Source organism: Streptomyces panaciradicis, from assembly GCF_023516615.1.
GTDB lineage: Bacteria > Actinomycetota > Actinomycetes > Streptomycetales > Streptomycetaceae > Streptomyces > Streptomyces panaciradicis.
On the sequence record NZ_JAMGBF010000010.1, the window covers coordinates 22,532 to 38,301 of the forward strand.

The 15,770-nt window shown below is 66.9% G+C and carries 21 protein-coding genes; 1 reads left to right on the forward strand and 20 read right to left on the reverse strand.

Going from position 1 to position 15,770, the window contains the following annotated elements; translation table 11 throughout:
* Positions 1-2 precede the first annotated feature (2 nt).
* The 17 genes from rplF to rpsJ all read right to left on the reverse strand — a co-directional run bounded on the left by rplF (position 3) and on the right by rpsJ (position 8,112).
* The gene (gene rplF, locus M8J74_RS04220) at positions 3-542 is read right to left on the reverse strand and encodes a 50S ribosomal protein L6 (protein ID WP_058923759.1); all 540 of its coding nucleotides are present in this window, start codon (positions 540-542) and stop codon (positions 3-5) included.
* A 24-nt stretch (positions 543-566) separates the two neighbouring features.
* A complete protein-coding gene (gene rpsH, locus M8J74_RS04225) occupies positions 567-965 on the reverse strand; it encodes a 30S ribosomal protein S8 (protein ID WP_014674378.1) in 399 nt (132 codons plus the stop codon).
* Positions 966-1,178: 213 nt separating this feature from the next.
* The gene (locus M8J74_RS04230) at positions 1,179-1,364 is read right to left on the reverse strand and encodes a type Z 30S ribosomal protein S14 (protein WP_003948630.1); all 186 of its coding nucleotides are present in this window, start codon (positions 1,362-1,364) and stop codon (positions 1,179-1,181) included.
* A 5-nt stretch (positions 1,365-1,369) separates the two neighbouring features.
* A complete protein-coding gene (gene rplE, locus M8J74_RS04235) occupies positions 1,370-1,927 on the reverse strand; it encodes a 50S ribosomal protein L5 (RefSeq protein WP_007494758.1) in 558 nt (185 codons plus the stop codon).
* On the reverse strand, positions 1,927-2,250 hold the full coding sequence (rplX, locus tag M8J74_RS04240) for a 50S ribosomal protein L24 (protein ID WP_058923760.1): 324 nt from the start codon (positions 2,248-2,250) through the stop codon (positions 1,927-1,929). Before rplX ends, rplE begins: the two co-directional genes overlap by 1 nt.
* A gap of 2 nt (positions 2,251-2,252) precedes the next feature.
* Complete coding sequence (gene rplN / locus M8J74_RS04245) at positions 2,253-2,621, reverse strand: 50S ribosomal protein L14 (RefSeq protein ID WP_003998823.1); 369 nt, start codon at positions 2,619-2,621, stop codon at positions 2,253-2,255.
* A 124-nt stretch (positions 2,622-2,745) separates the two neighbouring features.
* A complete protein-coding gene (gene rpsQ / locus M8J74_RS04250; RefSeq protein WP_058923761.1) occupies positions 2,746-3,030 on the reverse strand; it encodes a 30S ribosomal protein S17 in 285 nt (94 codons plus the stop codon).
* Positions 3,027-3,251: a 50S ribosomal protein L29 gene (gene rpmC, locus M8J74_RS04255; protein ID WP_030221001.1), complete on the reverse strand. Its 225-nt coding sequence runs from the start codon at positions 3,249-3,251 to the stop codon at positions 3,027-3,029. Before rpmC ends, rpsQ begins: the two co-directional genes overlap by 4 nt.
* Complete coding sequence (gene rplP, locus M8J74_RS04260) at positions 3,251-3,670, reverse strand: 50S ribosomal protein L16 (protein WP_007494765.1); 420 nt, start codon at positions 3,668-3,670, stop codon at positions 3,251-3,253. Before rplP ends, rpmC begins: the two co-directional genes overlap by 1 nt.
* Positions 3,671-3,675: 5 nt before the next feature.
* Entirely contained in the window at positions 3,676-4,497 is an 822-nt protein-coding gene (gene rpsC / locus M8J74_RS04265) for a 30S ribosomal protein S3 (RefSeq protein WP_003998826.1), read from the reverse strand.
* A complete protein-coding gene (rplV, locus tag M8J74_RS04270) occupies positions 4,497-4,844 on the reverse strand; it encodes a 50S ribosomal protein L22 (protein WP_003974262.1) in 348 nt (115 codons plus the stop codon). The genes rpsC and rplV overlap by 1 nt, the downstream gene beginning before the upstream one ends.
* Before the next feature lie 45 nt (positions 4,845-4,889).
* Positions 4,890-5,171: a 30S ribosomal protein S19 gene (gene rpsS / locus M8J74_RS04275; RefSeq protein ID WP_058923762.1), complete on the reverse strand. Its 282-nt coding sequence runs from the start codon at positions 5,169-5,171 to the stop codon at positions 4,890-4,892.
* Between the two features lie 12 nt (positions 5,172-5,183).
* Complete coding sequence (rplB, locus tag M8J74_RS04280) at positions 5,184-6,020, reverse strand: 50S ribosomal protein L2 (RefSeq protein WP_058923763.1); 837 nt, start codon at positions 6,018-6,020, stop codon at positions 5,184-5,186.
* 38 nt (positions 6,021-6,058) lie between these two features.
* Entirely contained in the window at positions 6,059-6,478 is a 420-nt protein-coding gene (gene rplW / locus M8J74_RS04285; protein WP_058923764.1) for a 50S ribosomal protein L23, read from the reverse strand.
* Positions 6,478-7,134: a 50S ribosomal protein L4 gene (gene rplD, locus M8J74_RS04290; RefSeq protein WP_142141938.1), complete on the reverse strand. Its 657-nt coding sequence runs from the start codon at positions 7,132-7,134 to the stop codon at positions 6,478-6,480. The genes rplW and rplD overlap by 1 nt, the downstream gene beginning before the upstream one ends.
* Before the next feature lie 7 nt (positions 7,135-7,141).
* The gene (rplC, locus tag M8J74_RS04295; RefSeq protein WP_005481233.1) at positions 7,142-7,786 is read right to left on the reverse strand and encodes a 50S ribosomal protein L3; all 645 of its coding nucleotides are present in this window, start codon (positions 7,784-7,786) and stop codon (positions 7,142-7,144) included.
* Between the two features lie 17 nt (positions 7,787-7,803).
* Positions 7,804-8,112: a 30S ribosomal protein S10 gene (gene rpsJ / locus M8J74_RS04300; RefSeq protein ID WP_003948644.1), complete on the reverse strand. Its 309-nt coding sequence runs from the start codon at positions 8,110-8,112 to the stop codon at positions 7,804-7,806.
* Positions 8,113-8,580: 468 nt separating this feature from the next.
* Between rpsJ and M8J74_RS04305 the strand changes: the two genes are divergently transcribed.
* Positions 8,581-10,896, forward strand: coding sequence for a hypothetical protein (locus M8J74_RS04305; protein ID WP_249835127.1), 2,316 nt, complete (start codon positions 8,581-8,583; stop codon positions 10,894-10,896).
* 31 nt (positions 10,897-10,927) lie between these two features.
* Here M8J74_RS04305 and M8J74_RS04310 read toward each other — a convergent pair whose 3' ends face one another.
* From M8J74_RS04310 to fusA, 3 genes are all read right to left on the reverse strand, one after another.
* The gene (locus M8J74_RS04310; protein WP_249835128.1) at positions 10,928-12,037 is read right to left on the reverse strand and encodes an acyltransferase family protein; all 1,110 of its coding nucleotides are present in this window, start codon (positions 12,035-12,037) and stop codon (positions 10,928-10,930) included.
* Between the two features lie 221 nt (positions 12,038-12,258).
* A complete protein-coding gene (gene tuf / locus M8J74_RS04315; protein ID WP_242772530.1) occupies positions 12,259-13,452 on the reverse strand; it encodes an elongation factor Tu in 1,194 nt (397 codons plus the stop codon).
* Positions 13,453-13,608: 156 nt separating this feature from the next.
* Positions 13,609-15,735 (reverse strand): elongation factor G, encoded by a 2,127-nt coding sequence (gene fusA / locus M8J74_RS04320; RefSeq protein ID WP_249835129.1) that lies wholly within the window; start codon positions 15,733-15,735, stop codon positions 13,609-13,611.
* Positions 15,736-15,770 lie beyond the last annotated feature (35 nt).

The window sequence follows — 15,770 nt, forward strand, 5'->3', positions numbered from 1 at the left end:
GCTTACTTACCCGCCTTTCCGACCTTGCGGCGGATGACTTCGCCCTCGTACTTGACGCCCTTGGCCTTGTACGGGTCGGGCTTGCGCAGCTTGCGGATGTTGGCCGCAACCTCGCCGACCTTCTGCTTGTCGATGCCCTCGACCTGGAAGCGGGTCGGGGTCTCCACCTTGAAGGTGATTCCCTCGGGCGCCTCGACGGTGATCGGGTGGCTGTAGCCGAGAGCGAACTCGAGGTTCGAACCCTTGGCGGTCACGCGGTAACCGACACCGCTGATCTCGAGCTTCTTCACGTAACCCTGGGTCACGCCGGTGATCATGTTCGCCACCAGCGTGCGGGACAGGCCGTGCAGGGCCTTGCTCTGACGCTCGTCGTTGGGGCGGGTGACGTTCAGAACGCCGTCCTCACCCTTGGCGATCTCGATCGGCGCCACGACGGTGTGGGTCAGCGTGCCCTTGGGGCCCTTGACCGAGACCGTCTGGCCGTCGATGGTGACGTCCACGCCGGCGGGAACCGTGATGGGGAGCTTGCCAATACGCGACATAGCTGTTTCCTCCGTTCCCTTCCGCTACCAGACGTAGGCGAGGACTTCCCCACCCACGCCCTTCTTGCCGGCCTGCTTGTCGGTGAGGAGCCCGTGCGACGTGGAGATGATCGCCACGCCGAGGCCGCCGAGCACCTTCGGCAGGTTGGTGGACTTCGCGTACACCCGGAGACCGGGCTTGGAGATCCGCTTGATGCCCGCGATGGAGCGCTCACGGTTCGGGCCGAACTTCAGCTCGAGGACGAGGTTCTTGCCGACCTCGGCGTCCTCGACCTTCCAGCCCGTGATGAAGCCCTCCTGCTGGAGGATCTCCGCGATGTGGGACTTGATCTTGGAGTGCGGCATCGACACCGAGTCGTGGTACGCCGAGTTCGCATTCCGCAGACGCGTAAGCATGTCTGCGATCGGATCAGTCATGGTCATGAATTGGCCTTCGGCCTCTCTCGCCGGGGTTTCCTGGTGCGCCATCCCTCTCCCCGATCCGAGACGGGACGGGTGCGGCGCGGTGGACCTACGGCGTAGTAAGTCGTACGGGCGGCGACAGACGCCCAACCCCACAAGCCTAAGGCATGCGGAGGTGGGCGTCTGACCGCCCAGTCTGCTTACCGAGAGCTTCAGGAATCCCGAACTACGGGATTACCAGGAGCTCTTGGTCACGCCCGGCAGCTCGCCACGGTGAGCCATCTCACGAAGGCACACGCGGCACAGGCCGAACTTGCGGTACACGGAGTGGGGACGGCCGCAGCGCTGGCAGCGCGTGTAGCCACGCACGCCGAACTTGGGCTTGCGAGCAGCCTTCGCGATCAGAGCCTTCTTCGCCATCTCGCTCACGCCTCCTTGAAGGGGAAGCCGAGGTGACGAAGGAGCGCGCGGCCCTCAGCGTCGTTGGTCGCCGTGGTGACCACGGTGATGTCCATACCCCGGACGCGGTCGATCTTGTCCTGGTCGATCTCGTGGAACATGACCTGCTCCGTGAGACCGAAGGTGTAGTTGCCACGGCCGTCGAACTGCTTGGGGGACAGGCCGCGGAAGTCGCGGATGCGCGGGAGCGCGAGCGACAGGGTGCGGTCCAGGAACTCCCACATGCGGTCGCCACGGAGCGTGACGTGGGCACCGATCGGCTGGCCCTCACGCAGCTTGAACTGCGCGATGGACTTGCGGGCCTTGGTGACGGCCGGCTTCTGACCGGTGATGGTGGTCAGGTCGCGGATCGCGCCCTCGATCAGCTTCGAGTCACGGGCGGCGTCGCCGACACCCATGTTGACCACGATCTTCACGAGGCCGGGGATCTGCATGACGTTCTCGTACTTGAACTCGTCACGCAGCTTGCCCGCGATCTCCTCGCGGTACTTCGTCTTGAGACGCGGAGTGGTGGTGGTAGCCATCAGATGTCCTCACCCGTCCGCTTGGCAACGCGGATCTTGTTGCCCTCGTCGTCGAAGCGGTAACCGACACGCGTGACGACCTTGTTGCCGTCCTTCTCAACGACCAGCTGGACGTTGGAGACGTGGATCGGCGCCTCGGTCGTGACGATGCCGCCGGCCTGCGAACCGCTGGCGGTCGGGCCGGCCTTGGTGTGCTTCTTGACCCGGTTGACACCCTCGACCAGGACGCGCTCCTCGCGCGGGAAAGCGGCAATGACCTTGCCCTGCTTGCCCTTGTCCTTGCCGGTGATGACCTGGACCAGGTCGCCCTTCTTGATCTTCATGCTTACAGCACCTCCGGAGCCAGCGAGATGATCTTCATGAACTTCTTCTCGCGCAGCTCACGCCCGACCGGGCCGAAGATGCGGGTGCCGCGAGGGTCGCCGTCGTTCTTCAGAATGACGGCGGCGTTCTCGTCGAAGCGGATGTACGAGCCGTCCGGACGGCGGCGCTCCTTGACGGTGCGAACGATGACCGCCTTGACGACGTCACCCTTCTTCACGTTGCCACCGGGGATCGCGTCCTTGACGGTGGCGACGATGACGTCACCGATGCCCGCGTAGCGGCGACCGGAGCCACCGAGCACACGGATGCAAAGGATTTCCTTCGCACCAGTGTTGTCGGCGACACGCAGTCGCGACTCCTGCTGGATCACGTCTATCTCCTGATCGTCTGCCGGTTCCCCGGGGGCCGTTCTTCAACGGCCCCCGGAGCCTGGCGGAACTGTCCTGCGGGGTACCCCGCAGGCGTACTTGTTGGAATTCCCTTGCGGGAATTACCTACTTGGCCTTCTCGAGGATCTCGACGACGCGCCAGCGCTTCGTCGCGGACAGCGGCCGGGTCTCCGCGAGGAGGACACGGTCGCCGACACCCGCGGCGTTCTGCTCGTCGTGGGCCTTGAGCTTGTTCGTACGGCGGATGACCTTGCCGTACAGCGCGTGCTTCACGCGGTCCTCGACGGCGACGACGACGGTCTTGTCCATCTTGTCGCTGACGACGAGACCCTCGCGGGTCTTGCGGAAGCCACGGGCCTCTGCGTTCTCAGTCACGTTGCTCTCGCTCATGCGTTCTCCACCGTTTCGATGCCCAGCTCACGCTCGCGCATCAGGGTGTAGATCCGCGCGATGTCCTTACGGACGGCCTTCAGCCGACCGTGGTTTTCGAGCTGACCCGTGGCCGCCTGGAAGCGGAGGTTGAACAGCTCTTCCTTGGCTTCGCGGAGCTTCCCCAGAAGCTCCTCGTCACCCAGTTCGCGCAGCTCGGACGCCTTGGTACCGGCCGACATCACGCTTCACCTGCCTCGCGCTTGACGATCCGGCACTTCATCGGCAGCTTGTGGGCCGCACGGGTCAGCGCCTCACGGGCGATCTTCTCGTTGGGGTACGACAGCTCGAACATCACGCGTCCGGGCTTGACGTTGGCGATCCACCACTCCGGAGAACCCTTACCGGAACCCATGCGGGTCTCGGCGGGCTTCTTGGTGAGGGGACGGTCCGGGTAGATGTTGATCCAGACCTTGCCACCACGCTTGATGTGACGCGTCATGGCGATACGAGCGGCCTCGATCTGACGGTTCGTCACGTACGCCGGGGTGAGCGCCTGGATGCCGTACTCGCCGAACGCAACCGTCGTGCCACCCTTGGCAGCGCCGCTGCGTCCGGGGTGGTGCTGCTTGCGGTGCTTGACCCTACGGGGGATCAGCATGTCGGTCAGGCCTCCGTTCCGGTGCTCTCAGCCGGAGCGGACGCGGGAGCCTCGGCCTTGGGGGCCTCGGCGCCGGCAGCCTGCTGCGGCTTGCGACCGCGCCGCTCGCCACCACGGCCACCACGGGCCGGGCGGTCGGCACCGCCACGGGCCGGGCGGTTACCCGCACGGGCCGCAGCGTTCTCGGCGCGGACCTCGGCGATGTTCTTGACGTCGCCCTTGTAGATCCAGACCTTCACGCCGATGCGGCCGAAGGTCGTCTTGGCCTCGAAGAAGCCGTAGTCCACGTTCGCGCGGAGCGTGTGCAGGGGCACGCGGCCCTCGCGGTAGAACTCCGAGCGGGACATCTCGGCGCCGCCGAGGCGGCCACCGCACTGGATCTTGATGCCCTTGGCGCCGGCCTTCATCGCCGACTGCATGCTCTTACGCATGGCACGACGGAAGGAGACGCGGGAGGAGAGCTGCTCGGCGACGGCCTGAGCGACCAGCTGAGCGTCCGTCTCGGGGTTCTTGACCTCGAGGATGTTCAGCTGGACCTGCTTGCCCGTGAGCTTCTCGAGGTCGCCGCGGATGCGGTCGGCCTCGGCGCCACGGCGGCCGATGACGATGCCCGGACGAGCGGTGTGGATGTCCACACGCACGCGGTCACGGGTGCGCTCGATCTCGACCTTGGAGATGCCGGCGCGCTCCATGCCGGACGTCATCATCCGACGGATGGCGACGTCTTCCTTGACGTAGTCCTTGTACAGCTTGTCGGCGTACCACCGGGACTTGAAGTCCGTGGTGACACCGAGCCGGAACCCATGCGGGTTAACCTTCTGGCCCATTACCGGGTTCCTTCCTTGCTGCTGACGACCACGGTGATGTGGCTGGTCCGCTTGCGGATCCGGTAGGCACGGCCCTGGGCGCGCGGCCGGAACCGCTTCAGGGTCGGGCCCTCGTCGACGTACGCCTCGGAGATGAAGAGGCTGTCGGCGTCGGTGTGGTCGTAGTTGTGCGCGGCGTTGGCAATGGCGCTGTCCAGCACCTTGCCGACCGGAACCGAGGCTGCCTGCGGAGCGAATCGCAGAACAGCCTGGGCCTCCGTGGCGTCCATGCCACGGATGAGGTCCACCACACGGCGGGCCTTCATGGGCGTGACGCGGATGTACCGCGCCTGGGCCCTGGCTTCCATGGTTGTCCCTTCAGAGTTACTTACGTGTCTGAATGCGATCCGCTGTTAGCGGCGCTTCGACTTCCGGTCTTCCTTGACGTGACCCCGGAAGGTGCGCGTCGGCGAGAACTCGCCGAGCTTGTGGCCGACCATCGACTCGGTGACGAACACCGGGATGTGGGTCTTGCCGTTGTGCACCGCGATCGTGTGGCCCAGCATGGCCGGGACGATCATGGAGCGACGGGACCAGGTCTTGATGACGTTCTTGGTGCCGGCTTCGTTCTGGGCGTCCACCTTCTTGATGAGGTGTCCGTCGACGAAGGGCCCCTTCTTGAGACTGCGCGGCATCTAAACCCGCTCCTAGCGCTTCTTGTTCGTCTTGCGGCGGCGGACGATGTACTTGTTCGACGCCTTCTTGGGCGAACGAGTACGACCTTCCTTCTGGCCCCAGGGGCTGACCGGGTGGCGACCACCGGAGGTCTTGCCCTCACCACCACCGTGGGGGTGGTCAACCGGGTTCATCGCCACACCGCGAACGGTCGGGCGGACGCCCAGCCAGCGCTTGCGGCCGGCCTTGCCCCAGTTGATGTTGCTCTGCTCGGCGTTGCCGACCTCGCCGACCGTGGCGCGGCAGCGCTGGTCGACCAGGCGGATCTCACCGGAGGGCATGCGGAGGTGGGCCATCGTGCCCTCCTTCGCGAGCAGCTGCACCGAGGCACCGGCGGAGCGGGCGAACTTGGCGCCGCCGCCCGGACGAAGCTCCACGGAGTGGATCGTCGTACCGACGGGGATGTTGCGCAGCGCCAGGTTGTTGCCGGGCTTGATGTCCGCGCCCGGGCCGTTCTCGATCCGGTCGCCCTGGGTCAGGCCCTTGGGCGCCAGGATGTAGCGCTTCTCGCCGTCCGCGTAGTGGAGCAGCGCGATGCGCGCGGTGCGGTTGGGGTCGTACTCGATGTGCGCGACCTTCGCCGGCACGCCGTCCTTGTCGTGACGACGGAAGTCGATCACTCGGTAGGCGCGCTTGTGTCCGCCACCCTGGTGGCGAACGGTCACACGACCGGCGTTGTTACGGCCGCCCTTGCTGTGCAGCGGGCGGACCAGCGACTTCTCCGGCGTGGACCGCGTGACCTCGACGAAGTCGGCGACGCTGGAACCACGACGGCCCGGCGTAGTCGGCTTGTACTTGCGGATTCCCATTTCTCAGTCCTCGTCCGATATCGGACGATCCGACCCGCTTACGCGGTCGGACCGCCGAAGATGTCGATACGGTCGCCCTCGGCGAGGGTCACGATCGCGCGCTTGGTCGCCGCACGCTGGCCGAAGCCGGTGCGGGTCCGCTTGCGCTTGCCGATGCGGTTGATCGTGTTGACCCCGGTGACCTTGACCGAGAAGACCGCCTGGACGGCCTCCTTGATCTGGGTCTTGTTGGCGCGCGGGTCGACGATGAACGTGTACTTGTTCTCGTCCAGGAGCGCGTAGCTCTTCTCGGAGACGACCGGCTTCAGCAGCACGTCACGGGGGTCCGTGTACGACTTGCTGAGCGGGGTCTCGACCGTGTTCTTGCCCTCGGTGGCGTGGCGACGCGCCTTGGCGACGCGCGCGGCCTTGGCGGCCTTCGCAGCCTTGGAGGCAATGCTCGGGTGACGCGTAGCCATCAGGCCTCGCTCCCTTCGGTGTCGTTGGCCTTCGGGCCGGCGACGAAGGACTCGAGAGCGGCCTGGGTGAAGACCACGTCGTCCGAGACGATCACGTCGTACGTGTTCAGCTGGCCCGGCTCCAGGATGTGGACCTGGGGCAGGTTGCGGGCGGACAGCCACGCGGCCTCGTCGGCGCGCTCGACGACCAGGAGCAGGTTCTTGCGCTCCGAGATCTTGCCGAACAGCGTGCGAGCGGCCTTGGTGCTGGGGGTCTCGCCCTCGATCACGCCGGAGACGACGTGGATGCGGTTGTGGCGGGCCCGGTCGGTGAGGGCGTGACGCAGGGCGGCAGCCTTCATCTTCTTCGGGGTCCGCTGCGAGTAGTCGCGCGGCACGGGACCGTGCACGACGCCACCACCGGCGAACTGGGGCGCGCGGGTCGAGCCCTGACGGGCGCGGCCGGTGCCCTTCTGGCGGTACGGCTTCTTGCCGCCACCGCGAACCTCGCCACGGGTCTTGGTCTTGTGCGTGCCCTGACGGGCAGCGGCGTTCTGCGCGACGACGACCTGGTGGATCAGCGGGATGCTGACCTTCTCCACGCCGAAGATCTCCGCGGGGAGCTCGACGCTACCGGTCTTCTCGCCGGCAGGCGAAAGGATGTCAACAGTGCTCATCGGTACCTCAGGCCCCCTTGGCCGCGGTGCGGACCAGGACGAGGCCGCCGTTCGGACCGGGAACCGCGCCCTTGATGAGCAGCAGACCCTTCTCCGCGTCAACGGCGTGGACGGTCAGGTTCTGGGTGGTGACGCGCTCGTTGCCCATGCGACCCGCCATGCGGAGGCCCTTGAACACACGGCCCGGGGTGGCGCAGCCACCGATGGAACCGGGAGAGCGGTGCTTGCGCTGGGTGCCGTGTCCGGCGCCGAGGCCCTTGAAGTTGTGACGCTTCATGACACCGGCGAAGCCCTTGCCCTTGCTCTTGCCGGTCACGTCCACCTTGACGCCCGCCTCGAAGACCTCAGCGGAGATCTCCTGGCCCAGCGTGTACTCGGAGGCGTCCGCGGTGCGGATCTCGACGAGGTGGCGGCGGGGGGTGACGTCGGCCTTGGCGAAGTGGCCCTTGAGGGGCTTGTTCACCTTGCGCGGGTCGATCTCGCCGAACGCGATCTGGACGGACTCGTAGCCGTCGACGTCGTTCGTGCGGACCTGGGTGACGACGTTGGGGCCGGCCTTGACGACGGTGACCGGAACAACGCGGTTGTTCTCGTCCCACACCTGCGTCATGCCGAGCTTCTCGCCCAGGATGCCCTTGATCTGCTTAGCCATTCTCAGATCACCAGCCCTCAGAGCTTGATCTCGATGTCGACACCGGCCGGGAGGTCGAGTCGCATCAGAGAGTCAACGGTCTTGGGGGTCGGGTCGAGAATGTCGATCAGGCGCTTGTGCGTGCGCATCTCGAAGTGCTCGCGCGAGTCCTTGTACTTGTGCGGCGACTTGATGACGCAGTACACGTTCTTCTCAGTGGGCAGCGGCACCGGGCCCGCGACCGACGCACCAGTACGCGTCACCGTCTCGACGATCTTCTTCGCCGAGCTGTCGATGACCTCGTGGTCGTAGGCCTTGAGCCGGATGCGGATCTTCTGTCCCGCCATGGCTACTCAGTAGTCCTGTCTCTCTACAGCTCTGGTACCTGGTGTCCTCTTGACACTTTCTCCGACCCACGCGGTCGGGCGTGTCGCGCTTCCACTGACACAGATGTCCCTTGTTCGAACATCCCTGATCTTGGGAAAGAGGTTCACCGGGTGCCTGGCCGGTGCCGCACCACACTTCCCGGAAGATTCCCGTACGTCCGCCCCAGCGCTGCCCGAAGGCAGTTAGGGCGACGAGTACTGTGGGACTCGCTTCCGGTCCCCCCGGCGGGAGGCGCGCAGCATCAACACTCGACCGAGCAACTCCGACAGTCTGCCATATGGGGCAGGGGCCTGGCCAATCGGAGCCGGAGACAATACCCCGAGAGTGACGTAGGTCAAACACGGGTGCCCTTCGCACCCACGTGGCGGCGGACGGCAGCGGGGGCTCGCGCTCTGGACCTCTTCGGCACGCGGTGCTGTCATGGCCGTATGCGGACAAGGGGGGCCCGCCGGAGCGGCTGGTTGCTGCTCGTCGCCGTCGCCGTCGGGGCGTCGGTCCTCTCGGCACTGGGCCGGCTGCTGCCGGGTGTGGTGGGCGGAACCCTGCTCGCCGTGGTCGGGGCGCTCGGTGCGGCCCTCTCACAGCGAGGCCAGCAGCTGATCGACCAGGACACGAGACGCGGCCAGGAGACCAGGCGCGCGTTGCTGACGGACGGGCGTGGACGTCTCCACAGGGTCCGCGACATGACCGATCCTCTCCTGGTCGGCGTCCACCCGGCCGCGCCGGAGGGCGATGCCGGCTCGGAAGGGGCGCGGGTTCCTCCGTTCGTACGCCGCGATCGCAGCGGCGACATCGAGGAAGCCCTCCGTACATACCCATTCGTGCTGGTCGTCGGCGAGTCCACGTCCGGCAAGACGCGCGCGGCCTTCGAGGCGGTACGCGCTGTGCTGCCCGACGCTGCCTTCATCGCCCCCGACCCCACCCGTGCCGGAGCGCTGGCGGCGGCGGAAGCCGCGCTCCGACGCGAACGCGACGCGGTCGTGTGGCTGGACGACATCGAGCGCTACCTGGGCGCGGGCGGACTGACCCCTTATCTGCTGCACCTCCACACCTCTGCGCGCGACGGGCACAGGACTGTGGTGGTGGGAACGATCAGGGTGCAGGAGCGGGCTCGCTACACGGACGTCCAGGGTCTGGGCCCGGACGCGGGAGACGCCGCGGGCCGCCGCACCGCACGGGACGTGCTGGCACTGGCGCACGAGATCCGACTCGACCGACGCTGGCACGAGACCGAGCTGGCGAGGGCGCGACGGATGGAAGGGGACCGACGGCTGGCCCAGGCGGTCGTTCAGGCCGACCGGTTCGGAGTGGCCGAGTACCTCGCCGCCGGACCGCAACTGTTCATGGTCTGGCAGGACGCCTGGGCGCCCGAAGGGACGCACGTGCGCGGCGCCGCTCTGGTCGCCGCCGCGGTGGAGGCCCGCCGCGCCGGCTGGCTGCGGCCACTGCCGATCGGCCTTCTGCGGGAACTGCACGAGGAGCAGCTCACCCGGCACGGAGGCCTCGCGCTGCGCCCCGAGAGCTGGGAGGAGGCACTCGCCTGGGCTACGACCCCCTGGTACGCCACGAGCAGCCTGCTCCTTGTCCATGCCTCACAGCCGGACGGCTACCACGTCTTCGACTACTTGCCCGACACGCTGGATGAGGATGCCAGGAACGCCCCTATCGCCGCAGATACCTGGTCCCGGCTGATCACCGCAGCCGATCCGCAGATCTGCGAGGACATCGGATGGTCGGCCCTTCTGCACACCAGGCGCACCGCCGCCAGGGATGCCTTCCAGAAGGCTCTGGACAGCGGAGTCCTCACCGGGGCCATCGGGCTGGCGCTGCTCCTCGGAGAAGAGCTGAGGACAGAGGAAGCCTCCCGGATCCTGCGCGCTGCCCTTCGCCAGGCACCGGTCGACGCGGACCCGGAGACCACCTTCGCGCTGCGCAGGGCCTTGTCCTGGTGGCACGGCGGCTCCGGCCACGCCGAGGAGTCCCTCGCGCTCACGGCGGCTCTCCTCGCGGAGGCTCGACTCAGGTATGGCGACGATCACCAGGAGACCATCAACATCACATTGGACGTCGCCCGCTGGACCGATCACACCGGCAAGCCGGCGGAAGCCCTGGCCCTGGCGCGCGCCGCGTTGGAGCGCTCCGTCCGGCTCTTCGGCCCCGCGTCTCTCACGACTCTCAGCTGCCGGTTCGAGGTCGCGGGGGCAACAGCCTCCAACGGCTCAGCCGAAGCCACCCGGCTCTGGAGCCAGTTGGCGGTCGATGGGGACAGGATGCTGGGTGCGCATCACCCGTTCACCGTCGACGCCCTTTGGAACCAGGCCCACGCGGTCTTCCACGGCGGCGACACCCGGCAGGGGCTGCGACTTCTCTGCACGGTCATCGACGGACGTACCGCCCTCTACGGCAGCGATCACCCGCGAACCTTCGCCTGCCGTCTCCAGCTGACCGGCTGGACCGGGGAGTGCGGCCGGTACGACGAAGCGCTTTCGCTCCTGCTCGACCTGGTTCAGGACATCACGCGGGCCCTCGGTCCTCATCACGTGCTGACTCTGGCCGGGCGGCACCAGCAGGCCATGTGGACCTCCTGCTCGGGTCGAGTCGACCAGGCGAGGACCGCGTTCGCGACGCTGCTGGACGAGTGCGAGCGGCATCTGGGGACGGCGCACGAGCTGGCCGAGGACTGCCGGGCACGGCTCACTCGCCCGGACCGGCCCATCTGGCGTTACCGCGAACCGTCCTGGTGACAGCGACGCGTCGCCGTCACAGCCTGCGGGCTCAGGCCTCGGCCCTCCGCATCCGCCCGAACGCCCCCTCCAACCCCCTCTTCAGCACCCTCGCCACCGGCCGCTCCACGAACCGGTGCACCAGCCAGCTCAGCAGCAGGAAGCCTGCGATGACGGTGGCCACCAGCAGGCGGGCGTCCATGGTGCCCTGCAGGCGGTTGATGACGGTCGTACCGGCGACGTAGTGCAGGAGGTAGAGGGGGTAGGTGAGGCTGCCCGCCGTCGCCAGCCATCTCCAGCGGAGGCGGTCCGTCGCGCCCAGCGCGATCGCGACCATGACCAGCAGGAACCCCGTGAACAGCACGACACTCCCCCGCCAGCCCGACACATGCTCGAAGTCGTCGATCCGGACGCCCAGTTGGCGTTGCCCCATCAGCCACGCCATGGCGAGGATCCCCCACAGCAGCAGGTCCTGGCCGAAGCGGTGCATCAGGTAGAGGGCGAGTCCCGCGATGAAGAACCAGGCGCCCTCGGGGTTCGCAGCGAGGGTCAGCGGGCCGAAGTGCGCCGCCGGCGCGAGCATCGCCGCCGCGCTCCACGCGCAGCAGAAGACCACCACCTTGCGGTAGGTGAGCCCCGTGGCGACGACGGCCAGGAAGAGCAGGTAGAACCGCAGCTCGGACCAGAGCGTCCAGTACACCCCGTCGACGCTGTCCACACCCGAACCGGACTGCAGCATCGTGAAGTTGAGCAGGATGTCGCGGGCCTCCAGACGGTCCCAGACGCCGGGCAGCGCCACCACCACGGCCGTGGTGAAGACGATGGCGAACCAGTACGCCGGGTACAGGCGGATCACCCGCGAGACGAAGAACTCGCGCGGGCCGCGGCCCCAGCAGGACATGCAGATCACGAAGCCGCTGATCACGAAGAAGATCTCGACGCCGATCCAGCCGTAGGCCGCGAGGCGGAACACCGTCGGCATCACCTCCGACACCGGCCGGCCCCACACCGCGTTGCCCGGCTGGTCGACCCGCCGGCTGCCGGCGTAGTGGTGCACGGCGACCATCAGGGCGGCGACGAGACGGATGCCGTCGACGGCGTACAGCCGCGGGCGTTCGCGGCGCGGCGGGGGTCTGTGAGGGTGGACCCGCGCCGTTCGCATCGCTTGCGTCGGTCGGTCGACCACCACGGACATCGACGATCATCCCCTGCCTGGCTGCGCGGACCCCCTCACGCTAGGAGGTCGGAAAGGCCGCGAAGAGGACAGAAAGGGGCAGTTGGGTGGAGGCGTCCCGCAGAGTTCGCCCAGCCTTCACAGGACGTGCGAAAGGGCCCGTACGACCGAAGTCGTACGGGCCCTCTCAGAGGCCTAGCGGCTCAGAGTCACTTGTTGATCTTGGTGACCTGGCCGGCGCCGACCGTCCGGCCACCCTCACGGATGGCGAACTTCAGGCCCTCTTCCATGGCGATGGGCTGGATGAGCTCCACCTTCATCTCGGTGTTGTCACCCGGCATGACCATCTCGGTGCCCTCGGGGAGGGTCACCACGCCGGTCACGTCCGTCGTACGGAAGTAGAACTGCGGACGGTAGTTGTTGAAGAACGGCGTGTGGCGGCCACCCTCGTCCTTGGACAGGATGTAGGCCTGCGCCTCGAACTCGGTGTGCGGGGTGACCGAGCCCGGCTTGATGATGACCTGGCCGCGCTCGACGTCCTCGCGCTTGATGCCGCGGAGCAGCAGACCGACGTTCTCACCGGCCTGGCCCTCGTCGAGCAGCTTGCGGAACATCTCGATGCCGGTGACCGTGGTGGTGGTCTTCTCCGGCTTGATGCCGATGATGTCCACGGTCTCGTTGACCTTGAGGACACCACGCTCGATACGGCCGGTGACGACCGTACCGCGACCGGTGATCGTGAAGACGTCCTCGATCGGCATGAGGAACGGCTTGTCGACGTCGCGCTCCGGCTCCGGGATCGCGGTGTCGACGGCGGCCATCAGGTCCAGGACCGACTGGCCCCACTCCTTGTCGCCCTCGAGCGCCTTGAGCGCGGAGACCTTGACGACCGGAACGTCGTCGCCCGGGAACTCGTACTCGGAGAGCAGCTCACGGACCTCGAGCTCGACGAGCTCCAGGATCTCCTCGTCGTCCACCATGTCGGCCTTGTTCAGGGCGACGACGATGTACGGAACGCCGACCTGGCGGGCCAGGAGCACGTGCTCCTTGGTCTGCGGCATCGGGCCGTCGGTGGCGGCGACAACGAGGATGGCGCCGTCCATCTGCGCCGCACCCGTGATCATGTTCTTGATGTAGTCCGCGTGACCGGGGCAGTCGACGTGGGCGTAGTGACGGGTCTCCGTCTGGTACTCGACGTGCGCGATGGAGATGGTGATACCGCGCTGGCGCTCTTCGGGAGCCTTGTCGATCTGGTCGAACGCCGAGGCCTCGTTCAGGTCCGGGAACGCGTCGTGCAGCACCTTGGTAATGGCGGCCGTGAGGGTCGTCTTACCGTGGTCGATGTGACCGATGGTGCCGATGTTGACGTGCGGCTTAGTCCGCTCGAACTTCGCCTTCGCCACTGGGGTCCTCCTGTGGAGTGGTTCTGAACGCCTTGCTTCATCGGCGCCAGGTGATCTTTGCTGGATGGCCCGGATCCCCGGGGCATTCCTCCGCTCTTGCGGCGGAATGCCCCGTGAGGCTCCGGAGTCAAGCCTACGGCGTGTGAACGCGGTGCGTTACTCGCCCTTGGCCTTCGCGATGATCTCCTCGGCGACGTTCCGCGGAACCTCGGCGTAGGAGTCGAACTGCATGGAGTAGCTGGCACGGCCGGACGTCTTGCTGCGCAGGTCGCCGACGTAGCCGAACATCTCCGAAAGGGGCACGAGGCCCTTCACGACGCGGGCACCGGCCCGCTCCTCCATGGCCTGGATCTGGCCACGGCGGGAGTTGATGTCGCCGATGACCTCGCCCATGTAGTCCTCGGGCGTGGTGACCTCGACGGCCATCATCGGCTCGAGGAGCACGGGGCTGGCCTTGCGCGCGGCCTCCTTGAAGGCCTGCGAGCCGGCGATCTTGAAGGCGAGCTCGGAGGAGTCGACCTCGTGGTAGCCACCGTCGTGCAGGATCACACGGACACCGGTCATCTCGTAACCGGCCAGGATGCCGAACTGCATGGCCTCCTGCGCACCCGCGTCCACCGAAGGGATGTACTCCTTGGGGATACGGCCACCGGTCACCTTGTTGATGAACTCGTACGAGGCGTCGCCGCCCTCGATCGGCTCGATGCCGATCTGGACCTTGGCGAACTGACCCGTACCACCGGTCTGCTTCTTGTGCGTGTAGTCGACGCGCTCGACGGCCTTGCGGATCGTCTCGCGGTACGCGACCTGCGGCTTGCCGACGTTGGCCTCGACCTTGAACTCACGGCGCATACGGTCGACCAGCACCTCGAGGTGCAGCTCGCCCATACCACCGATGATGGTCTGGCCCGTCTCCTCGTCCGAGTGGACCTGGAACGACGGGTCCTCCTCGGCCAGGCGCTGGATCGCGACGCCCAGCTTCTCCTGGTCGCCCTTCGACTTGGGCTCGATGGCGACCTGGATGACCGGCGCCGGGAAGTCCATGGACTCCAGGATCACCGGCTGCTTGTCGTCGCACAGCGTCTCACCGGTCGTGGTCTGCTTCAGACCCATGACGGCGATGATGTCGCCGGCGCCCACCGAGTCGATCTCCTCACGCTTGTTCGCGTGCATGCGGTAGATCTTGCCGATGCGCTCCTTCTTGCCCTTGACGGAGTTCAGCACCGAGGTGCCGGACTCCAGGCGGCCCGAGTAGACCCGGACGAAGGTGAGCTTGCCGAGGTGCGGGTCGCTCATGATCTTGAACGCGAGGGCCGACAGCGGCTCGTCCTCGGACGGCTTGCGCTTGACCACGACCTCCGGGTCCTTCACGTCGTGGCCCTCGATGGCCTCGACGTCCAGGGGGGAGGGGAGGTAGCGCACGACCGCGTCGAGCAGGGGCTGGACGCCCTTGTTCTTGAACGCGGTGCCGCAGAACACCGGGGTGACGGTGGTGTCCTTGGACTTGCCGGACGCGATGGTGATGCGACGGATCGCGGCGTACAGCTGCTCCTCGGTGGGCTCGGTGCCCTCGAGGTACAGCTCCATGATCTCCTCGTCGTTCTCGGCCACGGCCTCCAGAAGCTTGCCGCGGTACTCCTCGGCAGCCTCGGCGTGCGTGTCCGGGATGTCGACGACGTCGTACATCTCGCCCTTGGTGGCCTCGGCGGACCAGACCAGGGCCTTCATCGTCACGAGGTCGACGACGCCCTTGAAGTCGGCCTCGGCACCGATCGGGAGCTGCATGACGATCGGCTGCGCGCCCAGGCGGTCCGAGATCATGTCCACACAGCGGTGGAACTCGGCGCCCGTGCGGTCGAGCTTGTTGACGAAGCAGATACGCGGGACGCCGTAGCGGTCCGCCTGACGCCACACGGTCTCGGACTGGGGCTCGACACCGGCGACGCCGTCGAACACCGTCACGGCACCGTCGAGCACGCGCAGCGAACGCTCCACCTCGACGGTGAAGTCGACGTGGCCCGGCGTGTCGATGATGTTGATGGTGTGATCGACGTCTTCCAGCGGCCAGTGACAGGTGGTGGCAGCAGAGGTGATCGTGATGCCACGCTCCTGCTCCTGCTCCATCCAGTCCATGGTGGCAGCGCCGTCGTGGACCTCACCGATCTTGTAAGACACACCGGTGTAGAACAGGATCCGCTCTGTGGTGGTCGTCTTGCCCGCGTCGATGTGGGCCATGATGCCGATGTTGCGCACCTTGGCCAGGTCAAGTGAAGTGGTAGCCATAAGGCTTCAGTCTTCTCTCGGTCTCGATGTGGGTA